Annotated in this window: 29 protein-coding genes; 19 read left to right on the top strand and 10 right to left on the bottom strand. The window is 57.4% G+C overall.

The features are described 5' to 3' along the window. Positions 1 to 5 precede the first annotated feature (5 nt). From ACQ5BM_RS30075 to ACQ5BM_RS30140, 14 genes are all read left to right on the top strand, one after another. Entirely contained in the window at positions 6 to 308 is a 303-nt protein-coding gene (locus tag ACQ5BM_RS30075) for a hypothetical protein (protein WP_429819168.1), read from the top strand. A gap of 69 nt (positions 309 to 377) precedes the next feature. Next, a complete protein-coding gene (locus ACQ5BM_RS30080) occupies positions 378 to 1,022 on the top strand; it encodes a hypothetical protein (protein WP_429819170.1) in 645 nt (214 codons plus the stop codon). Between the two features lie 211 nt (positions 1,023 to 1,233). Beyond that, the gene (locus ACQ5BM_RS30085; protein WP_429819172.1) at positions 1,234 to 1,755 is read left to right on the top strand and encodes a hypothetical protein; all 522 of its coding nucleotides are present in this window, start codon (positions 1,234 to 1,236) and stop codon (positions 1,753 to 1,755) included. A 74-nt stretch (positions 1,756 to 1,829) separates the two neighbouring features. Next, positions 1,830 to 2,303 (top strand): hypothetical protein, encoded by a 474-nt coding sequence (locus ACQ5BM_RS30090; protein WP_429819174.1) that lies wholly within the window; start codon positions 1,830 to 1,832, stop codon positions 2,301 to 2,303. After that, positions 2,300 to 2,728, top strand: a complete 429-nt coding sequence (locus ACQ5BM_RS30095; protein WP_429819176.1) for a hypothetical protein — start codon at positions 2,300 to 2,302, stop codon at positions 2,726 to 2,728. The genes ACQ5BM_RS30090 and ACQ5BM_RS30095 overlap by 4 nt, the downstream gene beginning before the upstream one ends. Positions 2,729 to 2,746: 18 nt before the next feature. Continuing rightward, positions 2,747 to 3,547: a hypothetical protein gene (locus ACQ5BM_RS30100; RefSeq protein ID WP_429819178.1), complete on the top strand. Its 801-nt coding sequence runs from the start codon at positions 2,747 to 2,749 to the stop codon at positions 3,545 to 3,547. 284 nt (positions 3,548 to 3,831) lie between these two features. Next, entirely contained in the window at positions 3,832 to 5,028 is a 1,197-nt protein-coding gene (gene repA, locus ACQ5BM_RS30105; protein WP_429819180.1) for a plasmid partitioning protein RepA, read from the top strand. Positions 5,029 to 5,105: 77 nt separating this feature from the next. After that, a complete protein-coding gene (repB, locus tag ACQ5BM_RS30110; RefSeq protein WP_429819182.1) occupies positions 5,106 to 6,086 on the top strand; it encodes a plasmid partitioning protein RepB in 981 nt (326 codons plus the stop codon). 155 nt (positions 6,087 to 6,241) lie between these two features. Next, positions 6,242 to 7,558 carry a plasmid replication protein RepC gene (gene repC / locus ACQ5BM_RS30115; protein WP_429819184.1) on the top strand — a complete coding sequence of 439 codons (1,317 nt, stop codon included), beginning with the start codon at positions 6,242 to 6,244 and terminating at the stop codon, positions 7,556 to 7,558. Positions 7,559 to 7,657: 99 nt separating this feature from the next. Further along, a complete protein-coding gene (locus ACQ5BM_RS30120) occupies positions 7,658 to 8,032 on the top strand; it encodes a hypothetical protein (RefSeq protein ID WP_429819186.1) in 375 nt (124 codons plus the stop codon). A gap of 44 nt (positions 8,033 to 8,076) precedes the next feature. After that, positions 8,077 to 8,805, top strand: coding sequence for an NYN domain-containing protein (locus ACQ5BM_RS30125; RefSeq protein ID WP_429819188.1), 729 nt, complete (start codon positions 8,077 to 8,079; stop codon positions 8,803 to 8,805). A gap of 206 nt (positions 8,806 to 9,011) precedes the next feature. After that, on the top strand, positions 9,012 to 9,578 hold the full coding sequence (locus ACQ5BM_RS30130) for a T4SS efffector SepA family protein (RefSeq protein ID WP_429819190.1): 567 nt from the start codon (positions 9,012 to 9,014) through the stop codon (positions 9,576 to 9,578). A gap of 112 nt (positions 9,579 to 9,690) precedes the next feature. Further along, complete coding sequence (locus ACQ5BM_RS30135) at positions 9,691 to 10,425, top strand: hypothetical protein (protein ID WP_429819192.1); 735 nt, start codon at positions 9,691 to 9,693, stop codon at positions 10,423 to 10,425. Between the two features lie 218 nt (positions 10,426 to 10,643). After that, on the top strand, positions 10,644 to 11,111 hold the full coding sequence (locus tag ACQ5BM_RS30140) for a hypothetical protein (RefSeq protein ID WP_429819194.1): 468 nt from the start codon (positions 10,644 to 10,646) through the stop codon (positions 11,109 to 11,111). A 382-nt stretch (positions 11,112 to 11,493) separates the two neighbouring features. Here ACQ5BM_RS30140 and ACQ5BM_RS30145 read toward each other — a convergent pair whose 3' ends face one another. Further along, positions 11,494 to 11,877, bottom strand: coding sequence for a nucleotidyltransferase domain-containing protein (locus tag ACQ5BM_RS30145; protein WP_429819196.1), 384 nt, complete (start codon positions 11,875 to 11,877; stop codon positions 11,494 to 11,496). Positions 11,878 to 12,010: 133 nt separating this feature from the next. Here ACQ5BM_RS30145 and ACQ5BM_RS30150 point away from each other — a divergent pair, with 133 nt between their 5' ends. Continuing rightward, a complete protein-coding gene (locus ACQ5BM_RS30150) occupies positions 12,011 to 12,562 on the top strand; it encodes a hypothetical protein (RefSeq protein WP_429819198.1) in 552 nt (183 codons plus the stop codon). A gap of 75 nt (positions 12,563 to 12,637) precedes the next feature. Next, positions 12,638 to 12,859, top strand: a complete 222-nt coding sequence (locus tag ACQ5BM_RS30155; protein ID WP_429819200.1) for a helix-turn-helix domain-containing protein — start codon at positions 12,638 to 12,640, stop codon at positions 12,857 to 12,859. A gap of 1 nt (position 12,860) precedes the next feature. Here ACQ5BM_RS30155 and ACQ5BM_RS30160 read toward each other — a convergent pair whose 3' ends face one another. The 7 genes from ACQ5BM_RS30160 to ACQ5BM_RS30190 form a co-directional block, all read right to left on the bottom strand. Further along, a complete protein-coding gene (locus ACQ5BM_RS30160) occupies positions 12,861 to 14,681 on the bottom strand; it encodes a RiPP maturation radical SAM C-methyltransferase (protein WP_429819202.1) in 1,821 nt (606 codons plus the stop codon). 45 nt (positions 14,682 to 14,726) lie between these two features. Further along, complete coding sequence (locus ACQ5BM_RS30165) at positions 14,727 to 14,936, bottom strand: hypothetical protein (RefSeq protein ID WP_429819204.1); 210 nt, start codon at positions 14,934 to 14,936, stop codon at positions 14,727 to 14,729. Between the two features lie 232 nt (positions 14,937 to 15,168). Continuing rightward, the gene (locus ACQ5BM_RS30170) at positions 15,169 to 15,399 is read right to left on the bottom strand and encodes a hypothetical protein (RefSeq protein WP_429819206.1); all 231 of its coding nucleotides are present in this window, start codon (positions 15,397 to 15,399) and stop codon (positions 15,169 to 15,171) included. A 13-nt stretch (positions 15,400 to 15,412) separates the two neighbouring features. Then, positions 15,413 to 16,195, bottom strand: a complete 783-nt coding sequence (locus ACQ5BM_RS30175; RefSeq protein WP_429819208.1) for a hypothetical protein — start codon at positions 16,193 to 16,195, stop codon at positions 15,413 to 15,415. A 28-nt stretch (positions 16,196 to 16,223) separates the two neighbouring features. Beyond that, the gene (locus ACQ5BM_RS30180; RefSeq protein ID WP_429819210.1) at positions 16,224 to 17,027 is read right to left on the bottom strand and encodes a hypothetical protein; all 804 of its coding nucleotides are present in this window, start codon (positions 17,025 to 17,027) and stop codon (positions 16,224 to 16,226) included. 71 nt (positions 17,028 to 17,098) lie between these two features. Continuing rightward, a complete protein-coding gene (locus ACQ5BM_RS30185) occupies positions 17,099 to 17,482 on the bottom strand; it encodes a hypothetical protein (protein ID WP_429819212.1) in 384 nt (127 codons plus the stop codon). Between the two features lie 208 nt (positions 17,483 to 17,690). Further along, positions 17,691 to 17,885 (bottom strand): hypothetical protein, encoded by a 195-nt coding sequence (locus tag ACQ5BM_RS30190; RefSeq protein ID WP_429819214.1) that lies wholly within the window; start codon positions 17,883 to 17,885, stop codon positions 17,691 to 17,693. 134 nt (positions 17,886 to 18,019) lie between these two features. Between ACQ5BM_RS30190 and ACQ5BM_RS30195 the strand changes: the two genes are divergently transcribed. Next, positions 18,020 to 18,388, top strand: coding sequence for a hypothetical protein (locus ACQ5BM_RS30195; protein WP_429819216.1), 369 nt, complete (start codon positions 18,020 to 18,022; stop codon positions 18,386 to 18,388). Positions 18,389 to 18,396: 8 nt separating this feature from the next. Continuing rightward, positions 18,397 to 22,725: a MobF family relaxase gene (mobF, locus tag ACQ5BM_RS30200; RefSeq protein WP_429819218.1), complete on the top strand. Its 4,329-nt coding sequence runs from the start codon at positions 18,397 to 18,399 to the stop codon at positions 22,723 to 22,725. A gap of 395 nt (positions 22,726 to 23,120) precedes the next feature. Here the strand turns inward: mobF and ACQ5BM_RS30205 are convergent, their stop codons facing one another. Beyond that, the gene (locus ACQ5BM_RS30205) at positions 23,121 to 23,456 is read right to left on the bottom strand and encodes a hypothetical protein (protein ID WP_429819220.1); all 336 of its coding nucleotides are present in this window, start codon (positions 23,454 to 23,456) and stop codon (positions 23,121 to 23,123) included. A gap of 180 nt (positions 23,457 to 23,636) precedes the next feature. Here ACQ5BM_RS30205 and ACQ5BM_RS30210 point away from each other — a divergent pair, with 180 nt between their 5' ends. Next, positions 23,637 to 24,143 carry a hypothetical protein gene (locus tag ACQ5BM_RS30210; protein WP_429819222.1) on the top strand — a complete coding sequence of 169 codons (507 nt, stop codon included), beginning with the start codon at positions 23,637 to 23,639 and terminating at the stop codon, positions 24,141 to 24,143. A gap of 4 nt (positions 24,144 to 24,147) precedes the next feature. On the opposite strand, the gene ACQ5BM_RS30215 is transcribed toward ACQ5BM_RS30210, so the two are convergent. Next, positions 24,148 to 26,592 (bottom strand): DEAD/DEAH box helicase family protein, encoded by a 2,445-nt coding sequence (locus tag ACQ5BM_RS30215; protein WP_429819224.1) that lies wholly within the window; start codon positions 26,590 to 26,592, stop codon positions 24,148 to 24,150. Between the last annotated feature and the right edge of the window lie 2 nt (positions 26,593 to 26,594).

Genomic DNA, 26,594 nt, shown 5'->3' on the forward strand with positions numbered 1-26,594 from the left:
GAACAATGTTTTTTGAAAGACCCCAGCCCATAGAGGCCGTCAACTACTACGACGTGAACGCAGACGGGAACATCGTAATCGTTCCAGTCCCCGATTTCGATGAGCCGACTGTTCACTTCGAACCGCTCTATGAGCACGTCGTCTCACCCGCCTTCATTTGGGGCATGGCACAGGCAGAGGCCCGGAGGCGATCAGAGCCAAAGCCCCACCTCCACAACATCCTCTTCAACATCGGCCTTCGCCCACGCGAACCAGTCCTGCCACTCGCAGGCACGGTTTTCGATCCACGCCGCTACCGCAGGCCATAATTCCACCCAACCGCATCCAGCGAGGCCGCAGCGCGCCCGCTAAAGCACCGAAATAGAAAGGAACTACCCATGACCACCCACTACTTCAACGGACTTGACCGCAACAGCCGCGAAGTTCTCACGTGGACTTCTGCCAACATCTCCCCAAACATGGACGCCGCCGAGCAGCGCCTTATCGGCTGCATGGTGCCACCCGAACGCCGGAACGGAGCTATCGCATTCTGGACGATCCCGGTTCTCCCCGAGGAAGGACAGGGCCACGCTATCGTCGTAACCGTCCGCCGTTACCCGGATGCTCCCGAGGACACCATTGCAGGCGAGCATTGGAAAGTGATCAACACGCAGGGCAAGATCGGGTTCTTCGATCCCGACGGTCCCCGTGTCGTCGTCGGACTTCCGATTGTTGACCTCAAGGCGCTGCGCGCCGGCGGCCTCGACTTGGATGGCATCTTTGTCCCCTACGAAGAGACGATCGAACAAGACGACGAAGGGCGGCCCTACTTCGTGAACAAGATCGACCTCGAATTGCTCCCGCTGATCGGCGTCAACGATTTCGTGGACACTTGGGAGCCTGAGACACCCGAGGCGAAAGCCGAATCCGATCGGATCACGTGGGAAAGGACGCTCTGGATCGACTGGAACGCCGGACCCGATGACGCGCCTATCGCGCACCCGCCTATCGGTGGGAAATGGGGATACAACGCCCCCATCTGATCCCTGACAGACCCCGCCTCGCAAGCGGGGTTTTTCTTTGCCGTCTACCCGAAAAAAGATTGTTTACAGCCGCTGATTTGGCGCGGGGAATTCCTGCAAGTATTTGATTAGTCAACAGATTTTAAGATTTTTCGTTGGACGCCGATGAGTCGGCATGGGATTCTAAGATTAGGCAAGCGAGATCAACAACTTGCCTCAGAAAGGAAACGAAATGCAGACTACCTTCGCAATCAGCGCCGCCAACATCGAAATCCTGCAAACCATCATCAACGCCGCCAGGGCGACGGGAGAGATCGAAGCAGGCGTGCTCCGAACAATGGCAGACACGATCGTTCGTGAAGTCCGGATGCACGAGACAGCCGACTACCTTGCCACGAAGTCGATCCGCCCGATCGAGAAAGCCCGCGTCGGTAAACTCATGAAGTCGATGACAGTGCGGAGCAGGCACCAGCTGGACGAGCTGGCCGACCGCTACAAGCGTGGCGACCTCCCGCAGATGATCGCCGCCCTCAATGGGCTGCCACTCTCCGACGGGGAAGCCCGGTTGGTGAAAGCCGTTGTCCAGGAGATGAACGCCGGACGTGATCCAGCGCCGCTCCGTTGGGGCAACCTGTCCCGCATCCTCGCCAAGCATGGCGTCAACCCGGAACTCAAGACCGTTAGGGTCGAACTCCCCGAAGAGGGCATGAGCGACCGCACTAGCCTCGTCAACTTCCTGCCGATGCCAGCCTGAGCGATCTGACTACCGGGGAGGCCATGAGGCTCCCTCCCCTACCCCATAAGAAAACCCCAGAGAGGAAATCACCCATGCAGACCATGTTTGCAATCACCCCGGCCAACGCCGCAGCGCTCGAAGCGATCGTCGATGTTGCCAAGGTGTCCGGCGAGATCGACCGGGACGCCCTAGTATCCATGGCCGAAACCGTTCGGCGCGAATCGTGGATGAAGGAATGTGCGGCATACCTCGCGACGAAGAACACCACCACCGATGAGAAGGCCAAGATCGGCAGCCTCATGAAGACCATGTCGAGGAACGACGCACGGGCTTTGAGCGAGATCGCGGACCCCTACAAGCGCGGCGACCTCAGGCAAATGATCGACGCCCTGCAGCAACAGACGCTTTCCAAGGTGGAGCAGAAGGTGGTCAAAGGTGCCGCGGAGGAAGTCACTCGTTTCTTTCTGCCGATCACCGACGACCGGATAAAGCGGATCGCGGGCATGCTCGAACGGAAGGGCATCTCGCTCGAACTCAAGACCGTTCGCATCGGGAGGCGGTCATGATCACCCCTCGCCTGCACCCCGATCACGAGGAAATGCGACCTGTCCGCATGTCGGCCGTCGCGGAGTTCCTCGCAACAAAGCAGCTGTCCGAGTTCGAACGGGCCACGGTCGCCCGGTGTATGTCGAAGCCATATGCCGCGAACGAGGACACCCTGAACAAGCTGGCCGAGCCTTACTATCGCGGTGACCTGGTGCAGCTGCTCGAAGTCCTCGACGGAATACCGCTCGACGCGCAGGGAAACCACGAGATCGGCAAAGCCGCCCAAGCTGTCGGCCCGTTCGGGTCGCCCAAGATGCACCTCGGCTTCCTAATGGCCGCCTGCCGCAGAAACCGGATCGCCCTACAACCTTTCGAAACCCGAAGGATCGAGCGGCCGACACCAAAAATTCATGTGAACGCGGGGCGCTTCGCGCCCGGGAATTGACGACTAGGGAGAGAGACTATGCAAACGCTACTGAACCAGATCGATAACTCGAACGTATTCCCGGCCTTCGCCTATTGGATGAACGGCATGGGAAGCAGCAACGACACGGTTTCCACGGAAACGGAAGTGATCACCCTGCCCATCAAGCAGCCAGACTTCGAAATTGTCGCAGGCGACGAACACCCGGAAGCCCCTTCGTTCGTTCGAGATTACGCGATCATGGTCCGGACGATGGCCCCCGCTTGCCAGATGCTCGCAGGCGCAAGGATCATCCTCGAAGACCAGGACGGCCTCTATGCCTCCCCTTCATGGCTTGGGTTCGGACGAGGCAAGCGGGCAGGATCGAACCTCGCCTACAGTATCCCGCACATTCTGATTTCCACCGAACTCACCCCGAGGCGGCCGAGCGCGACAGTCCTACGCCGCCAGGTCGATCCGACCGTGGACGAATACGGCCGGAAGATCACGGCGCTTATCGGTGAGGAAGAGCTGCTGCGCCAGATCGCTGTCTGGGTCATCCACGAGGCTGACCGTCTTTGGCCGGGAGACGGCGAGGAAGGATCGTGGAGCCACCGGGTTTGGGAGTCCATCAGGGCCGACCAAGACCCCAGCAGGCTCAACGAGCAGCTCAGTCCAATGGACTACATCCTCGACGCCTTCGTGGAATTCGCAATCAGCTACCTCAGGAATTCACACTTCCAGCTGTTCGCACACATGGAAGGGGTCATGTATCACACGCAGGAATTCGCGCGTATCTGTTCAGGCGAGCTTGGTGCAGAGATCATGGAGCAGGGCAACCGACTGTGGTCGAAGCGATGAGTTCATGTCCCTTAGACAAGGAGGGAAATGTTGTCCCCTCCTGATATTAGCTCCCGGAAATTGCTGCAGAATTCCGAATTTTGACGGCAGTCAATACTACCGTGCAAAAGCTGCCTGCCCTATTCCCATGACCCTCAGAATCGGCGTCTTCTGTCCCTCCGAGGACACCTAAAGCCGTTAACCTTTTGTTAACTCTATTTTCCTTGCCGGATTGAGAGAATCGGAGATAATGACGGCATATTACGCAAATCGGTGATTTTACCGACAGAATGGCCCGAGGCACAATGAACGCGTTCAGTCCGCTCCCGTCTTTTGAGCTCGACGACAAGATTTTGAGGCAAGGAGCCGAAATCTCCCGCAAGCTCAATCAGCTGCGGTTGGAGAACTTCCCGCCCAGCGCAAAGAAGACCCTGCGCCAGTTTTCGGTGGCGGAAGTCGCCCACTATCTCGGAGTGACGCCAAGTAACCTCAAGCGGCTCTATCTGGACGGCAAAGGACCGATCCCGACCACGATGTCCGGAAACCGGAAATACTACACGGCCGAGCAGATGTGGGAGCTGCGGCACTACCTCGCGGAAACCGGGAAGAGCGAAGCCAAGAAATACGTCCCGCAGCGAAAGCCGGGCGACAAGCTCCAGGTTATCGCAGTCGTGAACTTCAAGGGTGGGAGCGGCAAAACGACCACGGCCGCCCACCTCGCGCAGCACCTTGCCCTCACGGGGCATCGCGTCATCGCCATCGATCTTGACCCGCAGGCGTCGCTCTCGGCACTTCACGGTTTTCAGCCCGAGCTCGATCAGAATCCCTCACTCTACGATACGATCCGCTACGACGACCAGCGGAAGCCAATCGAGGACATCATCCTGCCGACGAACTTCCCCGGCCTCGACATCATCCCCGCGAACCTCGAGCTGCAAGAATACGAATATGACACCCCGCTTGCGATGCAAAACGGCAACGAGGGCAAGCGGTTTTTCACCCGGCTCGGCAAAGCCCTGCTTGATGTAGATGACCGTTACGATGTGGTGATCATCGATTGCCCGCCACAGCTCGGCTATCTATCGTTGACGGCTCTGACGGCCTCGACATCGGTGCTGATAACCGTCCACCCGCAGATGCTCGACCTGATGTCGATGTCGCAGTTCCTTCTCATGCTCGGGAACATCGTCAAAACGATCCGACAGGCTGGCGCTGACGTCCGGTTGGACTGGCTCCGCTACCTGATCACCCGCTTTGAGCCTCAAGACGTCCCACAGGTGCAGATGCTTGGCTTTATGCAGTCGATGCTCGCCGAGGAAATCCTGAAAACTCCGATGGTGAAGACGACCGCGATCTCCGATGCAGGCCTGACCAAACGCAGCCTCTATGAGCTGGATCGCTCGAACTTCACCCGCGAGACATACGACCGCGCGATAGAGTGCATGGATGCCGTGAACTTCGAAATCCAAGGCCTGATCCATCGAGCATGGGGGAGGATGTGATGATTTTGACTGCCGTAAAAATCGGCCATCCCACCAAAACTATCAAGCATTTAAGTAAATTTCGAGGATAGCAAACTATGGCTCGGAAGAACCCGTTTATGAACGTCATGAGCGAGGAAGCCCCGGATAACTCCAAGGCTATCCTCGAATACACGAACAAAGGTGCCTCGAAGTCGCTCATTCATTCCCTTGACGAGCTGGCCGCCCAGGCGGATCGGCTGCTGGAAGGGGAGGCCGTTGTCGATCTCGATCCCGGCATCATCGACGGCTCATTCGTTCGTGACCGCCTCGAAGACGATGAAGAGGACTTCAACGACCTCCTGACGGCTATTCGGGATCGCGGGCAAGACACCCCGATTTTGGTCCGGCCGCATCCGTCCGAAACGGGCCGCTACATGGTTGTCTTTGGACACCGCCGCCTCCGAGCTGCCAAGGCGCTCGAGCGGAAGGTCCGTGCAGTCGTCAAAGACCTCAAGGACAGCGATCATGTCGTCGCCCAGGGGCAGGAGAATACAGCGCGGGCGAACTTGTCGTTCCTTGAGAAGGCGCTGTTCGCCGCCGAGATCGCCCGCCGCCAATATGACGGTGACAACGCGATTGCGCTTTCCGCGCTGTCCATCGACCGAGCAACCTTCTCGAAGATGCTGGCCGTTTCGACAATTCCGAAGGAAGTCCTAGATGCCGTCGGCGCTGCCAAGGGCATCGGCCGCGACCGCTGGTATGAGCTCAAGAACCTCTTGGAGCGGCCATCGACGCTCGAGCAGGCGACAACCTTCATCCAGTCCGACGACTTCAAGGCGAAAGTCGGGGACGACCGCTTCAATTCGTTGCTGGCTTACGTGAAGGGCCTCGGAAAGCAAACCCGTCTCAAGACGGCGAAAACCCAGAAGTGGGCCTCGGACGACAAGGCCGTGTCCGCCGACATCAAGGCGGACGGCCGGACATACACGTTTGCCCTGAAAGCAAAGGATGCCGCGGGCTTTGGCGATTTCATCGCTGACAACCTGGGCGACCTGTATCGGGCATATCGGAACAAGTTGGATCAACAAGGAGAGTAGACGGCAAAAAGAAAAAGGCCCCAATCGGTTACCCGTGGAAGCCTCTCTCGTATTCCGTGACAAGAGCGAGAATCGCATTTCCACGAATCGCAGTCAAGAGTCTTTGGCACCGTTTTGGTGAGCGGATTTCTTTTGCCTAAACACGGGTGAAGGAAATGGACAACGCATCATATGTGACGACGCCCTTTGGGCGGCGGGCGATGTCGCTCGGCATGTTGGCGAGCCAACAGCTCGCCGAAACGATCGAGCCCGGAATAACGCGGAACAAGTGGAAGCTGTTCAGGGCGATTTGCGAAGCACGGCCAGCGCTGGGCGTGACGGATCGCGCCCTGACGGTCCTAGACGCCTTGCTGACGTTCTACCCGGACAATGAGCTGTCCGAGGAACGCGGCCTGATCGTCTTCCCGTCGAATGCTCAGCTGTCGATCCGCGCGAGAGGGATGACCGCCGCGACACTACGACGGCACCTGGCGGGCCTCGTGGACGCCGGATTGATCCTGCGGAAGGACAGCGCCAACGGGAAGCGCTACGCGCGCCGGGGCAGGGCAGGGGAGGTTGAGGAGGCCTTCGGCTTCTCGCTTGCCCCGCTATTGGCACGGGCGGCCGAGATCGAGGCGTTGGCAGCCCAAGCGGTTGCTGACCGCGAACACCTGCGGGTCACCAAGCAGCGCCTTACCATTTGCCGTCGCGATATAGCGAAGCTGATCGCCGCAGCGATCGACGAGGGTGTTAGGGGCGAATGGGAGCGGATTACGCTCATGTTCCGATCGATGACAGCCCGACTTATCCGCGCACCTGGTATCGAACAGCTGGTTTCCGTGCTGGACGAGCTGGAACTCCTGCGCGAAGAGATCGTCAACACACTGGAAAAGAACACGAAAACGCAAAAAATCGACTCCAATGAGTCTCAATTTGAGCGCCACAAACAGAATTCAAACCCCGACTCCATTTATGAACTTGAACCGGGCTTCGAGACGAAGCTGGGGGCAAACTCTGCGGATCACATCGGACGGCCGAGCGTGCCGCTGACCGAGGAGAAGAATATTTCGGATTCCGCCGGCGACGCCGGGGGAGGGAAGGGACGCACCAGAACGCCGAAAGCGCCGACAGGCGAGGGCGGCCCGCTGAAATCGTTCCCCCTCGGACTGGTCCTGCAGGCTTGCCCGCAGATTTCCGACTATGGCCCCGGAGGGCAGACCAGCAACTGGCGGGACTTCATGACCGCCGCAGTTGTCGTTCGATCCATGCTGAAAGTTAGCCCCTCAGCCTATCAGGAAGCGTGCGAGGTGATGGGACAGGAAAACGCAGCGACAGTGATGGCCTGCATTCTGGAGCGCGGCGGCCACATCAATTCGGCAGGCGGTTACCTGCGCGATCTGACACGGCGAACCAAGGCGGGGGAATTCGCGATTGGCCCGATGCTGATGTCGCTGCTTCGCGCCAACAGTCCAATCGGACGGAGAGCTGGTTGAGGTCCTGCCTTTTTTCTGGCTGGTTCCGTGCTCGATCCACTGTCATCCGCGGCCCATTGAGGTATATGAAAAGCGAAGATTAAACAGGGGGAAAGGTGAATGCGTTTGGTTATGGCGGCGCTCCTTCTTAGCGCCCAAATTACTCCCGCTGTCGCGCAGGAGGCAAAGCCCAAGTTCCCCTACGGGGTCGATAGTTGGGTCGTCAACTCAGGCTGGGGCGTCGATGTTCTACAGCTAACCGTGACCTCGACAGCGTTCGATATGAACATAGCAAGCATCACGCTGAATCGAGGAAACTGCGAAGTCCTTGAAAACAAGGTGGTGGATGGACGTTTTGTGCTTCCTACCTATCCCCAAACATTGAAGTTTGGCCTGAAGAAAGTCTTTTGGACGCAGGCAAACTGCGTTCCGCTGGAAATGGTCATCAGCACGGTCGAGGGTGGAAAGTTCACCCTAACCTTCAAAAGCAACTAGCCGAAGCGCGTCGATAGTCTGGTCGCCGTCATAAGGGGGTGAAGATGGCAACTGAGAACTCGGGAACACTTGCGCTGCTGATCGACGGCGACAACGTCTCGCCAAAGATCATCGTCGGTCTGATGGCAGAAATCGCCAACTATGGGACCGCCAGTGTCAAACGAATTTATGGCGACTGGACAGGCCCGAATTTGAAAGGCTGGAAGGAATGCCTTCTCGAGCATTCGATTCAGCCAATTCAGCAGTTCGGCTATACCACCGGAAAGAACGCTACCGACGGCGCGATGATCATCGACGCCATGGACCTGCTTTACACAGGGCGGTTCTCCGGTTTCTGCATCGTCTCCAGTGATAGCGATTTTGCGCGGTTAGCGGCCCGCATCCGTGAGCAGGCGGTCACCGTCTACGGGTTCGGTGAACGCAAGACACCTCGGCCATTCATCACCGCTTGCAACAAGTTCGTCTATTTTGACGTCCTCAACGGACACACTGAAGAGATCGAAGAAGCGGCGGTTCCCGCTCCCAAAAAGACTGCCGAGGCTAAACCTGCGCCCGCAAAAGCAGCCCCTAAGAAGGCGGGTTTGGATAAGGCGGCTCAGGATATGCTGATTAAAGCTGTTATGGCCACCGCCGACGAAGACGGCCGAGCCAACTTGGCCCAAGTGGGTGGACATCTGGCAAAGCAAGCTCCCGACTTCGACGCACGCAACTATCGGGCCTGCGATTATCCCGAATTTCGGCTCACATTGCCGAGACCGGGCACAGGCCTATGAGATTGAGCAGAGGTCGCTGCGAGGGTGGCAGACCGTCATTCGTCTTGACTATTGGAACGACCAGATTCGCGGGGCCTTTCAGACATTCAATGCGGGCACGACATTCCAGGCATCGTGACCACCATACTTGATATGTAACATATTCCCTTGATCGCATCGAGAGATAATGTTACATATTTTCTATGACGCTCGAATAGGAGAAAGCCATGATGCCTGTAGTCAGAATCAACGATGCTACTTTTGCTGATATCAGCACGCTCAAGACGTGGTTCGGGACCAAGTCGCCGAGCGAAACCATCGACCGCATCGTGCAGGAGGTGATGGAGCAACTCGGGATCGAACGCGATGACGAAGTGGCGGGCGCTACTGTGGCGTCAACTGATGGCGCTTTGGTGTTCGACACCGCGCCCAGCCTTACCTTCACCAAGCCGATGATGGCGACAATCAACGGCAAGCCGATCCAGAACCCCAACTGGGCATCAATCCTGCAAATGATGATCGCGCAGGTGAAGGCTAAGGGGTTCGAGGGCGAGAAGCTGGTTCGGGAACTGGGCGTTCCGTCTAAGGCTGCCAACTACGAGGACGATGGCTACAGATATTTCCCCGAACTTGGCATTTCGGTGCAGGGGCAGTCGGCAGCGGATGCGTGGAAAGAAGTTGATCGGCTCGCCAAAAAGTGGCGAATCCCAGTCAACGTCGAATTCGTCTGGCGGCAGAACCCTAAAGCTCAACACCCCGGCAAGGCGGGCGTTCTGCGGTCGGCCAATTCATAAACGCGAGGGGCGGGCGGGTGTCATGCCCGTATCCTTGCAGACTTTCCGGATAGAGATCGATCAGCATAAGCTCTATAAGCAAAAGCTAGGAGAGCGGGGGCAATGAAGTGGTATGTGTGATCTGCGAAAGTTCTGGGACGAGGCCGCGCTCGTTCGCGCGCCCTATGTTCATCCCCGCGATGCCATTCCCGCGAAACATTCCCAGCCTGGCATTTCGTCATACTCAGAGTTTCTGAAGGCTTTTGAGGGCGGCTTACTCTCAGAAACCGCCTTGCATCTGAACCTGCTTCCGCAGCCCTATCACGGCGATTTGGAGAACGCCGAAATCGTTCTGCTGCTCATCAATCCGGGGCTATCCGCTTGTGACTATCACATTGAGCAACACTATCCCGCTTTCCGCGATCAATTGATGGCCACGATTCGTCAAGAACGGCGAAAGCATCTGTTTCTCGATCCCCAGTGGGCTTGGACCAGCGGTTTCGTTTGGTGGGAAAGTAAGCTGCGCGACGTGGCGCGGGTCATCGCCTCTGAACGCTTCAACGGTCACTATGGCCGCGCCCTGGCCGATCTGGCGCGCCGCGTAGCGGCCATAGAGCTTGTCCCGTATCACTCCTTTAAGTTCGGCTCGTCCAAGAAGTTCGCCTCTGCCTGTGAGGCCCGCCGCTTTGTCGCTTCGGTCGATCGAAGCCGAACGGTCATCGTCACGCGCAGCGTTACTGATTGGGGGCTGCCGGATGCCGCGAACATCATCAAGTATCCGGCCACTCATGCGAGAAGCGCCAGCCTTGGCCTAAAGACCATTGGCGGTAGAGCGATTCTCGAACGATACGGAATCGTCGTCGCCTAGAAGTCTCGACAAAGTTTCTTGAACTTCTACATGCTGAACTCATCCCGCAATACTGCGACCACCCTTCGCGCGGGTGGGGGAGGGCAGGCTTCAAGGACAACTCAGCTCTGGTTTCAGACGCCGATGCACGTGACTTCCTTCGTGCTATCGAAGGCGGCTTGGTCAGGCATGTTGGGCGCGGCTTGTATTCGGCAGCAATGAGCTCAGCGAAAGAGCAGTTGTTCTGGGAATTCGAAAAGACTGCCATACCCCGAACATTCGCGATCTCGCTCGAGCCTGTCATCACGTTCGCCGCGCTCGCTCGACTTCATTTCGAGTATGGGTGGCCTGCCGAGTTGATCGGCACTCAGTCCAAGAAGTGGGAGTTCGACCTTGTGACTTACCCCGAACCGGGCGCGGAGAATGAGTCTGTCGCCGTCGAAGTCAAGAAAACCGCCAAGGAGGTCGAAAAGCTTGTCGAACACGTAACCTCACTAAGTGGGGAGGGCAAGGTCGCTGTCACTGGCACCCAAGCGATGCGGAACTCTATCAAGAAATACAACGGGTTAGTCGAGCGCGGCGCGAAGGTGTTTTGGGTTGTTGGGCCTGCGAAGCAGAATTACATATTCAAGGTGGAGCAACTTGGTGAAAAGCGGATTGCCCTCATACCGGGTGATGAAGGCTTACTAAGGCATTCGTCCGCGTAAGAGCAAAGTCAGGTCGCGAGCGACGCTGACCTTGCTGGCTCCCGCAGCAATTACATCGAGGATGGCGGAGAGCACGTTTGCATCGTCAGGCCCCCGACGTGGTCTCTCTGGCCTGCTTGTAGGCTTCCCACGCGTCGGCGGCACGTCCCGAGTTTTCGGCCTGCCGCACCCCAGTAGCGTCGGGCGTCCTCGTCCAACGCGTTCCACCATTCGATACCTCGCTGCTCGTCGGCTGTCGGTTCGCGTTCCGTCGTCATTATCGCAGCTTCGGGCCGACTGGGCCTTCTAGGCACAGCTCGGCCAGCTGACGCGTCGCCGTCCTGCGATGCTGAAGATGCACGGCCAGATCGATCGATGCCTTGATGAGTCAGCGTGGTTGCGATCATCGCCAGAAGCCCTGCTTAGTTTCCGAACTCGCCCGCAGATCGACAACGATCCCTTCGTGGACGAGATGGCTGGCCGCCGAATTGGCAACACTCAAATCCGAAACGAATTCTGACAGGCGGATGCAGGAGACATCTCCGTAGACGCCGGAACCTTCTTGCACCTTCCAGCCGAACATCGGGGAGAGGACGAGATCAGGCGCGTCATCGGGAACGATCACCTTCAAATCCCAATCGCTGGAGGCCGTCGCATCGCCACGCGCACGGCTGCCATAGAGGATCACGGCAAGCGGAGCATAGGCGGCTTCGATCCGGCCGAGCAGCTGCGCCAACTCGGGGAACCGATCCGGGGAGGCGACCCGGCCGCCAAAAAATTTGCTCACTTCTCTCGCCGTCATGGGCCGCGATCCTACCAGACTTGAAGCGTCGGGCCAGCGGCCTCGAAATCCAGTTGTTCCAATTTCCGCCGGCGGCAAGAATTGAGCTTGAAACCAAGTGCTGAGAGGGAGGCGCGACATGAAAAACCTATTGAGAACCATGGCGAAAGCCGTCCGTAAGTCCGTTTTCGGAGAACTGACCCACGACCAGGTGGCAGTTGAGTTCGTGCCGACGGCGGATGATGAGATCAATGACCTGCTGGCCCGCGTTAAGGCGTTCAACCGGGTGCCGCTGCATCAACCGACCGTCGAAGAGCGGAAGAAGGAGGCGGACACCATGCGCGATCTCAAAAAGTGGATCAGCAAGCTGTCCGACAATGACAGGGCAATCGTCATTGGACGCAAGCCGTGGGAAATCATGAACCACATGCTCGGTATCGTGCCGATCGATGGCGTCGTGGCCGTCGGCCGGGGAGCGAGCTACGACTTCGCGCCGACCCGAGGCAAGCGTAACGACTTCTCCGAGACGTTCGCCTCCAAGGCAGCAAACGAGAACCGTGCGGCAGCTCCGCAGCCGATTGCCCGTTGGAACCCGCCGACCCCCAAGGTCGATGCCAAGCCGGATATGTTGCCCACCTACGACTACAAGCCGCCGCGGCCTCCGGCCAGCTTCATGGCGAAGTTCGCATAACTAACGACACGACAACGATTTTCGGTTATCAGGGGCGGTTACATACCGTCCCTTTTTTGTTTGGATGCCCGTAGCATGACGCTGACAATGGACATCGAGTATTTCATTGCATGGAGAAAAAAGCAGGGGCTCACGCAGGAGCAGCTTGCCGAAAAAATATGGGTCAGCCTACCGACAGTGAAGAAATGGGAGCGTAAGGCCCGAAAATTGCCGCCCTACATAGGCTTCTTGATGGCATGCGTGGAAAAGGGCATCGAACCCGTCGGGAAGGATGCCATGATCCAGGTGGACGACTAGGTTACATTAAGAACGGGAGCTCCCGCGCGCTTCCGCCAGAATGGACTCTCTCGATAAGATTGACGAGACGCCCTTCTACTCTCAGGGCAAGCCCACGACTGACGAGCCACTCTTCGGTGCCTTCGGTGCAATCGCCGCTTGCCAAGCACGCGACAGCTCCGGCCTCGTCAACTACGAGATCAGTTGCATTGATTGTATTGCGTGTATCGACAACGATCGCACCTCCATTCTCCAATATGAATGCCTCAATGGTTGGTGGTCGCCTTTTCCAAGCAGCTCTCCACTCCGCTATTTCCGAATCCAATGAACCACAAATATCCTCGTTGAATTCAGTCTCAAAATCCGCGGTGAAATGATAAGCCAACCTATCTATATCGACGCCATCTGCGAAAATCTGCCCATACAAAGGAGCTGGCCTGATATTCCGGATTCCGAAATCGGTCGCTCGGTCAAAATGCGGGCTGAATCTGTCGATTGATACTTTTGACACGGCTTGTTGAGGAGGCTGGAAGTGCCTGATGTATGGCATCAGTTGCAGGGTATCCAGATACCAACTCTCTTTGTCATTGGGAAAGCGAGCTAGTAAGTTCCAGACGCACTTGATCCCAGACTGCTTGGCCCAGAACAGGGTCCGCAAATTCACGAAAGCCGACGTTCCTTTTTTCATGTGTTTTAGAAGAGGTGTGGAAAGAGCTTCAATGCCGGGTTGGAACGCACTAGCCCCCGCATCTCTCATCAGTCTTATCTCATCAACAGAAAGGTTGGCTTTAACCTCGTAGAATATATCTGTTTTCGGATCGGCTCCCAAGGCGGCAATCGGCTTTAAGAATTCTTCAAAAAAGTTTTTCGGAATTATGTTATCGACCATGAAGAAGCCTTTAGGGGCGTACTTCTCTTTGTAATACGTATACTCATCTACTGCCGAGACACCTGCCTTGGCGCGATATTTCATTCCACTGCCGTTAAGACCACAAAAAGTGCAGTGGGACTTTTCACCAAACCAACAGCCTCTTGATGTTTCGAGAGGTAGCCAAATGGTGTCCATATGCGGGTGGTTGTATTGGCGGCACTGGTCAAAAAACACATCGTAGTCGATGTAAGCCTCATAGGGCGGATAGATACCCTTTGATCGAGTTATCCCCTGACACCAGGACGACTTGTTTCGGCAATACTGTGAAAGCTGATCATCAAGCTCCCCAGAAAAAATGTGGTCCACGGATATCATAAAAGAGCGCAACCCGAACGCCATCTCACCGTCGGCGTTCGCGCCTCCTACGATGATATGCGGCGGGGACGGCATGCTCGATTTTACTGCTCTCGCAAGCAATTCAACGGAAGTGATCGTTTGGAATGTGGACGTGAAAGCTATTATCTCCGGGTTCCAAGATTCCACTTCACTCAGGAATTCGGCTTCAAGCAAATCCACAGCATTCAGTATCTCGTCGACCGAGAACCCGTCTTCATCAACGCCAGCATCCCTGAGCACGTCCTTGATATTTTCAACAAGTATAGCAACCGACGCGTCCGTGGCATTGGGCACCAACGGATGCTTACGTTTTTGCAAAGCTAGAGAAATCAGCCTCTCACATACCAGCCATTGATGGCTGGCTGCCAAAGTGTGGTAGAGTTTGAAACCAATTAAATCCGCTGCAATAAGGTTGGAATAAAGTATCTTGGTGTCTATCTCAGCACGCGTAAGCACGTCATGCACCAAGTGTGCAGCAAGGGACGGCATAAAGACGTCGCAAAATGGCGGAACAACGAGAAGACATCGAGTGGCATGTTGATTTAACGAGATGTTGTCAATCTGGTCATTGCCCATAGTCGTTTCGCCAGACAGCACAGGGAAATCATTGTGGCGATATACTCAAATTTTCACCGCAACATATACTGCTTGCGGATTGACCCCAGAATTAACCTGGGCATTCAATAAGTCTCTTATTTGCGATGACGCAGTGTCGTCGATGGTTACCCCATAGTTATTCAATACAGCTTGGGGGTCATGAATTAGACGATCTGCTAAATCTGGATTTTGTGCCAGATCGGACTCAAGAGCTGGTAGACGACCTTCACCCATGCCAAACACTCCCGTTGCTGACTTTGCATGATAGGTTCTGAACTTGAATTGAGCGTCGTGATATTAAGCACGTTCTAATAGCATTGCAAACATAAATTGCATCGGCTCCCTGTTGCCATCTCAACAACCAGATGTGGCTGCTCCCGTATATTTGGTCCGCTTGCATGGCAGGGAAGGCTGACAGGCTTGCATGCCCTAGTCCCATGGTTGCGGCCCGCAGGGGCCAATTTTTTCAGGATTTCCGTTCGCCGGGATCGGGATCGTCGGCCGAACGCGTCGACGTCATCCCCCATCTGCGAAGGGCGGCTTGAGCTTCCGCCTGGACGGCTTCTTTGTGACGGCCCTCGATAGCGTCTCGAGCGATCCGCCGTGCTTCCGCATTGAAGTCCTTGTCCGGATCGATCCCAAGAGGATCGTCAGGAGGGCTATGGACAACTGGTTTCGGTTTCTCGTCCTTCGTCATCGCGCCCTCCTGATCAGGTCCGCCGTAGGCGACCCAATACACCGACGACCAGACCGCCAGCAAGGGCGGCGAGGCCGTATCCGAGCCATCCGAGTTTGACGGCGTATTCGGCGGCCGAGAGCTTCACGTAATCTGCTCCCTTGGAAGTGGCTACGGGTTGACTGGTGAAGAGGGGGAGGGCGCAGACTTGGGAACCGGAGATCACCGCCCCGTCAGACGGCCCGCAGGCTTGAGCCTTCACTTTGTCGATGTCATTCCATCGAGCAAGGTTTAGCCAGGTCGCACCGTCAGGAAGATTTACGAGCGCCTCCCATTTGGCGGCTTGTGCGTTGATCGCGTCTTTCCCGGCGACGTAGCCGCCGCCAGCCGCGAGCATTGTCAACACTGCCGCCCCGACGACGAGGCTGCCCGTGCGGAAGGACTGACGCCGCCGCGCTTCCTTCGTGATGGCGAGATCGACATTGGAGGCCAGCTGCTCCACGAAGCTGACCATGCGATCGTCGAGCTGCTTGGACAGGGAGGCGGGGAGGGCCTCCAGCTGCGTCCGCATTTCGTCCGTCATGGCCGCCCGAAGGTTGGCGACGAGGGCTTGACCGTCGTCAGCAAACCGGGAGAGCGTTTCGGACGACAGGCCGTCCATCTTGGATAGGATCGCGAAGAAGACACTCTCGGGGTGGCCATTGCCGACCCCGGCTTTCGTCATCATCGACCAGGCGAGCTCTTTCTGCTTGTCGGTCAGATCGAGGGCGAGGGCGACCCTACCGAAGAAGGTCGCAGTTTCAATGTCCGGACGCATGGCCGCCCTCCTTTCCGTTGCGCTCGGCTTAGAGGCCGAGCTTGTCCTTGATCCGCAGGAACTCGGCCGCCGCCTTCTCGTTGAAGCGGTTTACATGGCCCTTCTCGACCAGCGAGAAATCATCGGACTTCGCGGCCACGGAATACGGGACGCTCATGTTCTCGACGCGGGCAAAGATACCGGGGGGCAGGGCGGGGAAAAGAAGCTCCGTGTCGTCGGGCGAAATCGATGCTTTCGTGTTCCCGCCCTTCTTGGAGCCGTTGACTTCATAGCCATACCAAAAGGGGAAGTCCTCGTTCTTCTTGCCCCAAAAGGTGTTGATGACCGGGACGTGATCGGCGCGATCACCAAAGGCTTTCAGATACTCGCGGACAGAGGCCGTCGCACCCTGCACGTTCGAAATGACGTGCAGGAGCGTCACGCGATAACCCTGCTGGTCGACAATGTCGAGGAAGCCGTCAACGCCTTCGCCGTCATCCATGATGCGAGAGATTTCTCCGAGCGATCCGCCCGCCAGATCGTGAACGATGATCGGTGCGCCGGAGGCGAGAGTGTCCAGCAACTGATTACGGGATGCGTCGCTGCGGATGTCGTAATACCCGACACCCTTCGCCGGGTCCTGATCCTTCTTGACCTGTCCGTTTTCGTCCCTCGTGCCGTAGGACCCGACAAGCGAACCGACGCCGCCGTCGGCGTCGTAAACATGGATGTCCGGCGCAGCTGCGCGGAGGAAGTCGGTCAGCGCACGGCTTACGACACTCTTCCCAACGCCGCCTTTGTTGCAGACTACGAGGACAATTCTCTTCTTCTTGTCGGATGACTTTGCGGACATGCTTTTTCCTATTTACGCCAAACTGTTAAGGAGTTTCGAAGGGGGTTCCTTCGAGGGTTTTCTAGGGGCCTTTAGAGTTCGTCCTGATTGAACGCGCCGCCCATGCTCGGAGACTTCGTGAGCTTGCGCCCTTCCGGCTTTGCGCCTCCGGTTTCGTCCGGTTTGCTGTCGGCCTTTGCACCGCCTGTCGTCGGCGTTTCCGCCTGCGTTCCGGTCGAATTCGTCGGAGCGTTTGCCGTCTGTCTTGGCCTCCGTTCGGACTTCGACTTGGCTTTGCCGTCGCCACGCGCATCTCGTTCGATCGCCCCAAGTGTTGAGTTCAGAGATTGCGGCGTGGTCTTGATCCCGAGGGTTTGAAGACCCGCGACGATTTCCACGTTGCTCGCGCCCTTGCGCTTCCAGTCCTTGATGGCCGCGAGTATCTGCGGCTGTCCAAGTTTTTCCTTGAGCGTCATCTTCGAGGGCGATGGCTTCCATTCGTCCGCCATCTTCCGCAATGCTGCCGCCACCTTATCGGCGTCGAAAACATCGTTCTCGTTTTCTGCCATCTGCCGACCTCCTGAGATTTGCAGTCGGCGGCGATGGTGCCCAACGGGTTCCTGCCCGTCAATATGTTGACGGCCCTTTAGATTGCCTTGGTTTCTTTTCTCATAATCATTGCAATCAGAATTGCGACTTGCGTTCGTTATCCCGTTTCATCGCTCCTTCGTCGGCATTCGCCTTCCTCTTTCGGTCCTGTTTGGATAACGGGTTTACGGTGGTAGATGATTGCTTTTGCTGCTCTTTCGAAGTCATCCAAGCATCATTGAGAATTCCTTCCCGCCCATTGACGATGGCATTGCCGATAGGCATGGTCATCTGGTCAGAATGAATTCTGAGGACACACTAAGCTCGTTCCGAGCGCTAGTGCGTCCTTCTAAAAGTCGGTAGGCCATTGAAAACACGCTGTTTTCCGTAGCCACAAAATAAGGGAATAGGCAATGGATGCGGCAGTGAAGACAACGAAGAAAATGGGCAGGCCAAAGAAGGTTTTGGCCGAAGGCAAGGTGAAGAAGACGATCGAGTTCCGTGCAGTCGATCTCGAATACATCGAGCGCATGGCCGAGATCACCGGAGACAAGAACAAGCTGGGCCTTCTCATTAGGAAGGCGGTGGCGACCCACGCAGGCCTCGTCCCGTTGATTACGCAGCAGCATCAGGACATGGCTGAGATGCGGACGATGTTCGAAGACATGAAGGCAATGCTCCGCACCATCGCGAGGTTCCAGGCGGCGGCAAAACGGGAGCTTGGCGACGAGGACGAATCCACCTCGGCCGTCGAAGGCTTCACTCCCGACTTCTCTTTTGCCGACGAGCAGTAAGCGCCTCCATGTTCACGAACGCAATCCCGATCAACTCGGTTGAGTATTTCCGCGAGCAGGACAAGCGCAGTCGTGCGGAAAACATGCAGTATTACACCGACAACGAAACGTCTCGTCGGGATGGCTCGCTGATGGGTAGGTGGCAGGTGTTCTGCAAACACGAAGACGTCATCCCCATCACCGAGTTGATCAAGCACGGGGAGGACGTTCAGTTCGATGTCCTCGACAAGATCACCCGTGGCATCGATCCGGCCAACGACGACGTTCTGATGAAGCGGACGGCCCGCAGCCGTTATGTCGCCTTCGACTGCACGAACAACGCACCCAAGCCAGTTTCCGTTCTCTACGGCCTCGCCAAAGCGGCCGAGGGCAAAGGTGGAAATGTTGGTGCGATCGCCCGCAACATCGCGCAGATCATCCTTGAAGCCCACGAGAGCGCGAACGCGAAATCGATGGACTACCTGTTCAGCATCGACGCGTTCCAGACCCGTCAGGGAGACGGCAGCAAGGATCGCGCTGGTGCCACCTGGTATGCGTCGGCGGCCTTTACGCACTTCACGTCCCGCGACGGCGACATGCAGCTGCATACGCACAACGTCATCCCGAACATCGGCCGCCGTGAGGATGGCAAGGTCGGGGCGCTCGATAACTACAAATACATGTCGTATCGTGGCGCAGCCTCGGCCCTCTATCGCGCCGAGATGTTCCATGAAATCCAGACGCGACTTGCAGAGATCGGTATCCAGGCATCGATTTCGAAGGACGGTCGGAACCTCACCTTCAACGGAATTCCCGAAGACCTCTGCACGCACTTCTCGAAGCGCCGGAAGGCCATTTTGAAGAAGATGCTCGAGCGCGGATACACGAATACGGCTGCCCACCAGACAGCCGCGCAGTATGCGTCCTACGACACCCGCAAGGACAAATCCGAACTGCCGCCCATTGAAGAGCTCTATGCGATGTGGAATGTCGAAGCGCAGTCGCTCGGACATTCCTTTGAAACCGTCATTGAAAGTCTCGACATGACGGGGCGGAAGATGGAACGAGAACGCGCCGAAAAGTGGGATGAGAAGAAGAAGGAAGCCGGACTGACAGGCGAAGAGCTGCCCGAGACGGAGCTTGAATTCAAGGTCGCGGAGATCAAGAAGAACGCTGTCAACAGAGTGCTGGAGCTCGATTCCGCATTCGAAGGCAGGAAGTTCCTCACGGAAACTTTGGAGCAGCTGCAAGTCCATGTGGGAGCTGACGAAGCACTCCGTCTCTACGAGAACGTGAAGGCCGACGCCGGATTGGTGGAGATCGGCACGAAGGGCCGTACGAAGGAGCCCGTATATTCGACCGAGGCCGTGCTGACGCTCGAAGCCGAAATCCTCGGCATGGCCCAGCAGATGCAGGGGAACCGCTCCCCTATTTCCCAAAGCAAGATCGACTTGGTGCTTTCGGAAGGCATCACGCCGCCGGACGGGAAGACGTTCTGGTTGAAGCCCGAGCAGGAGAACATGATCTACGCGATGTTCGGCCGCAATCAGTTCGTGACCGTTACGGGGGACGCCGGAACGGGCAAGACGACAGCGATGGTGAAGGCCCGCGAGGTCGCAGAGGCAAACGGGCTGAAAGTCTCTATCGCAGGCCCGACGCACCGAAGCGTGGATGTCCTGCAGAAGGAAGTTGGCATCGATCGGGACAGGGCGTTCTCCGTCGCCAAGCTGGTTTCCGACTTCAAGAGGGGTAAGCTCGAGCTTGGTGAGGATGACCTCGTGATCGTAGACGAGGCCGGAATGATCGGAAGCGTCGATTGGCATACGCTCGAGAGGATCGCGCTCGAAACTGGATGCCGCATGGTGGCAGTCGGGGACTACAAGCAGCTGCCTCCGGTGGCAGCGGGCGCACCGATGCGAATGGTCGTTGACCTGATAGGCGGTCCTCGCCTTATGGAGATCGCCCGCCAGGACGACCTATGGCAGCGCGAAGCCTCCAAAGCCCTCGCTGACAATCGCATCGAAGACGCCTTGATGGCCTACATCGACAACTGCTGCATCATTGTCTGTGCGGATGCGGACGAGGTGGAGAAGAGGACCGTTGAGCGCTTCTTCGACCTCCGCGACAACGACCCCGGCAGCATCGTCATCTTGGCTACGACGAACGCCGAGGTTGCCCGCATCAACATGGCGATCCGAGAGCAGAAGATCGCCCGCGGCGAACTCACAGGCGAGGCCGTCGAAATCGAAGCGGTAACCCGTGGCACGGACGGACGCAGGACCGACCTTAGCCTGATGACAGGTGACCGCATCATCATCGGGGAAACCGTGCTTCTCGGTCAGGAGAAGATTTCGAACAACAGCTTCGGCACGATCACCGCAATCAAGCTGCGGGAAGGCGAGGAACCGATCCTGTCCGTCCGTTGGGACGACGGAAGGGAGACGAGCTTCGCCCCGTCGGAATTCGTGAACAGCCTCCGAGATGAGGACGACGAACTTCGGCATTTGCCAAAGATCGCGATTGCCGACGCCATGACGTTCTATGCCGCGCAGGGGATGACTGCCCGGCACTGCATCAACGCTTCGAAAGCGCCGCTTTCAACCGAAAATACATACGTCGGCTATACCAGGCATAAGGCGACGATGACGACGTTCATCGACGGCGCAAGGCACGCGAACGACCTCGCGGTAGACGGAGGCAAAACGTTCAGTGTTTCGGGCAGCGGAAACACGAAGCAGGAAGATGACGAACTCGAAGCCGACGTAACAGGCAAGCAGATTCTCGATAACTACATTTCTGAATGCTCGAAGGCGTCGGGAAAAAATAACGCTTCTGACTTTCTTGGTGGTGCGAAAGAATTCCATGAGAGGCTTAACCAGGTTTCCGGTGAGGCCAATGATGGAGTTAGGGAGGAAGAACAATTGAACGATAATCAGGGGGCAGTTAACAGCGCGGACAGGTTTAAGCGGAAGTCTCCGTTTGCTGATGTCGTGGCATCGAGCGCAGCCGCAATGAAGGAACGCGAGAAGGCATTGCCGAAGACGGATGCGGAAAGCATTCAAGGAATTCTGGATCGTACTTACAACGCGCCGAAGGATCGAAAAGAGGGTGTTAGCGTAAACGGGAAGCACATTCCGCTGGACTATAATGAGATTGGTGTTCTGAAGGGCGTGAACCTCATTGACTACATGACGAGAAACGGTGCGGAGCTTCTATCGAAAAGGCCAAAAGAGGTGAAGGACAGGAGCCGCGGAGGTGGTGGTGGAACGGCGCTTGAATACCAGCTCACATTTGGTAAAGGGCTGGGATGTGTCTGTTATCACAAGGCCAATGGAGATTGGGGCTTCTTCATCCGCAACGGCGTTCATGGCGACATCCGCAATCTTCGCGTATGGCTCGATGGAGGGAGCAAGGGCGACAAGAAGCGCTTTCTGGAGGCAAGTCAAAAACTCCGCGAGGAATTCAGCACATGGTCCGCTCGGGGCTCCGATAGCTCACCTCGTCCGCGCAAGGAATACAAGGTCGAGACGCCACGTGAGACGTTCGACCGTATCCTTTCGAGCGGATACGCGGCCGAGAAGTTCCAAGACATCCGCGCATGGTGGAACGGAGCGAAGGAAGCCGTCAGCGGCTACCTCTTGAACCGTCGCGGCATCTCTGTCGAAACGCAGTCAATGTTCAGGAACGGATTCCGCTGCGAGGGCGAGAAGAGCTTCGACGGCCAGAATCGGAACGGCGTGATGTTCGCGATCCGGGACGGCGAGGGCAACCTTACGGGCTTCATTCGGCGCGGATCGGAGATGATGACGACCGACAAGGGCGAGCTGGTCCCGTTCAACAAGATGGCGAAGGACACCGAGCGCCACCTTGCCGTCATGGGAGACCTCTCGACGGCGAAGCGCGTCTACGTGGGCGAAGCGCCCATCGACTGCATGAGCCTTTGCCAGAGGGACGGCCTGCCGTCGGGCAGCGTCATCATGGCTCTCGGAGGCAGCGCACCAGAGACCGGACTTGCCGACCTCTACAAGCTCGCGAAGGAGAACCCGCACATTGAGTTCCACTATGTCGGCCAGAACGACGAGTTGAACCGCATGGGCCAGCGCCCCGACGAATACAACGAGCAGAAGACGCTCGCTGCAATCCGCGAGGGCAATCCGGAAGCTAAGATCGAGACACGCCGCCCGCCGCTCGAGTTCAAAGACTGGAACGACGAGATCAGGGGCATCACCCGCCCTATTCCCAAGACACCAGAGGAAAGGGCCGCCGAGATCGCAGCCCGTCAGCAGGCCAAGGCAAAGCTGGAAGGCTACGACACCCCGCAGCCGCCAGCTCCGAAAGGGCCGGAAATCGGCATGTAATCAAACCACGAAGCCCCGCCTCGAGCGGGGTTTTCTTTTGTCCCTTGCCGGAAGTCCGTTGGAATCAACAACTGTCTGCAAGGCAGGTGCTACGCAGTTCCCTGCATCGTCGGTTGTCGTCTATCGTGGACGCGCATTCCTTATAGAGTGATTCACAAACGGTCTCGCACGAGGCAGACGCTTTGTCGCTGTCGCATTCCTTCTTTCTCGTGTTGTATAGTAGCTGACACATCGCCTGGCAGGCTGGCTGTTCGCATTCACTCACGCATTCCGTGAGAAAATCCTCCAGACGATCACCACATAGAACTTGCCCGAGTGCCTCTGACGACGCCATGGCTAACATGATGACTAGGGCATAACGCAGCCGGGGAGCCTTGCCTATCCGGCAAATCAGGTCATCTCGGGTCGCCGCCCTTTTGCCATGGCCGTTCATGCTTCTCCCTTCGAACTTCGTTCGTAACTCGCTTCTGTATCATGCGTTGCTCGTCCGGGGTTAGGAGCGGCCAGCAGTTCTTCCGGATCGCCTTGCTCGTGCGATACTGCCGCGCGTGCCCTTTGCCCCAGCCGAACAGATCGAAAGTGAGGATACTGAAGAGTATCTGCCCCCCCGTTTCTAATTGTTCGCCGCCGTAGGACTTGGCGCATTTGTTGTATGCGCGGATGCTGCCACTTGCCTCTATGGGGACCAGGACAACGGCAAGGGCTGTGGCAATTAAGGTGGCGCGCCTCATGTTCTTTCTCCACAGGTGGTAGCCTAGAACATAGCATGATTGCGAGTTGTAGCCGAGAGCGTCATCTGGACTGTCTGTGGGAACGGAAAGAGCTCGACGGACGCCCCGCCTCGAGCGGGATTTCCTTTTGTCTCTTGCATGCCCCGATCCGACGCTTGGTTTCCAAATGGAGAGGGAACCATGCAGACAGAACCGAAATCACCGTCCATCGCGAAACTTATCATCCTCGAGACGATGCACCAGCTATCGAGAAAAGTCCCCGAAGGAGCCGACCGCGACCACATGGAGACGCAGGTCGAACTCCTGCGCAGGGAAGCGCAGCTGGAGCGCCGATGGAGTGCTGCCTCGGCTGCCCGCCTGAATTGGAAGGCCGACCTGGCGGAGCTCGCCATGCAAATCCGGTTTCCAGTTCAAGGTAGCCGGGTCTCGTATCACATGCGGGAGCGGGTCTCTGAGCAGCTGCAAGCTATGTGTGGCGGGTATGCATCGATCTCCGAAGCGGGGACGAGTATCCGGCAGGCGCTCAAGATGACGATGGCCCGCAGACGCATCCAGATCGCGGACATTGCGCCATACTTCTCCGCAGCGCCGGAGCGTCCGACCGGGGCACCGATCGAGCGCCGGAAGCCGTTCGAAGTGATCGACGGAGGAAGGCTGCCCGAGCCACGGCGGGCGTTCGGCCGATAGCCGGTTATGGCGACTCCTTGGCCACAACGGTGTCGTAGAGGCCGTAGTGGGTCAGCCCTTCGTGGCTTTCGATGCCCGTGTAGCGCAGCGAGGCATCCTCATAGCGGCGGAAGGCAAAGACGGCCTCGTTCATCCGCTCGGTATTGAAGACTTTCAGCCGCACCAGGAGGTGAAAGTCGGCCACGGTCAAACCCGTCACGGTCAGGAATAGGTCCGGCTCAATCTTGGTGATGACATCCTGAAGCGTGTTTTCGCGGAAATCCGTGAGATACATGAAGGCGGGGATACGGGTGGCGAACTTGATGAGCTTTTCCTGCACGAGCTTGCGCTTGGATTTGTATTCCTTCTCCTCGTCGGTCAGCTCTTTCTTCTCTTTCGCCGTGAGTTCGCCGACCTTGGCCTTCTGCTTGAGTTCCTTGACCTTGTCGCTCTTGTTGATGATGGTTTCGATGATGTTGTCGCCGAGTGACCGCCAGCCCTCGATACGTTCGACCGCGGCCATCGCATCGGGATCGTTGAGAACGCGGCCGAGCGTGGCGTTGTCCACGTTGACAAGCAGCGCCGATTCCCACTTTCGGGCGAGCAACGTCGCCGAGGTTCCGGCCATCGCAATGTCGAGGATACCGCCCGCGTCGATCTGCGTCATGTTCGCACCGTCGTAGGCCAGCACGGGCAGGAAAGAGACAAGTTCCCGCACAGCGTTCTCGGGGTTCGGCTCGCCTGGAGAAAGACCGATGCCATATTCCGACAATTGCCGCAGCGCGCGCGTCGGTGCGAAATCGAACACGAAGCAGACGGGCTTGAGGATTTCTTCCTCATTCGGATTGTCGCCGTTCGGATTCCTGATCGACCACGGTGATTGCACTCGGAACGCGGCCTGAAAGTAAGTTTCCGGCGATTTCAGATTGCGGAGCATCAGGATCGAGGACCATTGCGCCACCGTCACGCCCGTGGTCAGCTTGCCACAGGACAGGGTTATGGTCTTCGTGTCGAAACCGCTGCCGACAGCCTGCCGGACGGGCGGCAATGCCTCGAGTCCAATCCCTGCCGACGTTCCCGCCGCCACGATCACCCTGTAATCATGCCAGAAGGTATTGTGCCGCTCCGCCAGCAGGTTCGCCATTGCATGACAGGCGGCGACGTTGGGCAGGAACCAGAATGAATGTTGCAGGTAGGGAAGCAACCGCACGTCCGAATAGGGGAATGGCGGCCGCGTGCCGGATTTCAGGCTGTCAACCGCTTGCGGCGCGTATCCGCCCCGAATGATGTCGAGCCATTTCTGCACGTCGGTCTTGTGCTTGAACGACGCCGTGTCGCCTGTGCCCGTGGCGGCGAAAAACGCGTTGAGGTCAAATTCATCGAACTCGCCGGCGCTGGCAATTGCAAGCAACTCGTCGGGCATCTGGTAGGTCAACAGTCGCATTTGCGGCAGTGCGCCATATGGATTGCGCTTCCCCGGATTGCGGGCGGCAAACTCCGCTTTGGCGCGCTGTTCGTCCGTGTAGGTCCAGTTGAAAATCTGTTCCTCAATGAACTCGCCAGTCGCCAGCGCCTTGAAAGGAGTGCCGGAGAGGTAAAGGTAGGCGCGCGTGGTGATGGGCAGGAACTCGACCTCGCTCTCCGAGAGCATGCCAAGGTCTTCATTCACCTCTTCCAGATCGGCGGCATATTCGAGACTGGTTTCCTTCCTGGCGACCGCCGCATCCTCGCCCTCGAACAGTTCCTTGGCGGTGTCGCGCCATGCGCCGAAATGGTATTCATCGAACACAACGAGGTCCCAATTGACCGCGTGGAGCCATTCGTTTTTGGCCTTGATGTTCCCGGCTTTGTCACGTCCGAGCATGTCTTGGAACGATCCGAAATAGACCACTGGCTTGCCGTCGTCGATTTGGCTGGGGTCGCGCCCAGTGTTTAGGTATTGCCAACCGTCGAAATCGACATGCGATTCAAGGTCGGTCTGCCATGCATCCTCCACGGCGGGCTTGAAAGTCAGCACCAGCACCCGCTTTGCGCCGAGCTTCTTGGCAAGCTGGTAGGTGGTGAAGGTCTTGCCGAAACGCATCTTGGCGTTCCAAAGGAAGCGCGGGACGGCGTTTGCGTCCTGTTGCCAGCGGGAATGGTAGTAGGCGTAGGTCTGTTCCACGGCCGCGGCCTGTTCTTCACGCGGCGGAAAGGTTTCGTGGTGCGTGCCTGTGAATTGCTGACCTGTACGCAGTTCGGCCAGCACCGTTTTCACATTGGAGATCGTGCATTGCATCCATTCGAGCTGCGGGTTGGCGAAGCCCTTACGTTTCAAGGCATCGCGCACCGCATGGTCGGTGATGATGCCGCCGTCGTCCCGCTCGGCGGCTTCGTCGAGTTCGATGGTGTAATTCGTGATCGCGGCGGTCTTGAGTTGTTCGGCGACACGCTGCTTCACGTCGCGCGTCGTCTGGCCGACCTTGAGCAACC

It is taken from the genome of Ensifer sp. B1-9 (assembly GCF_050474445.1).
Taxonomy (GTDB): Bacteria; Pseudomonadota; Alphaproteobacteria; order Rhizobiales; family Rhizobiaceae; genus Ensifer.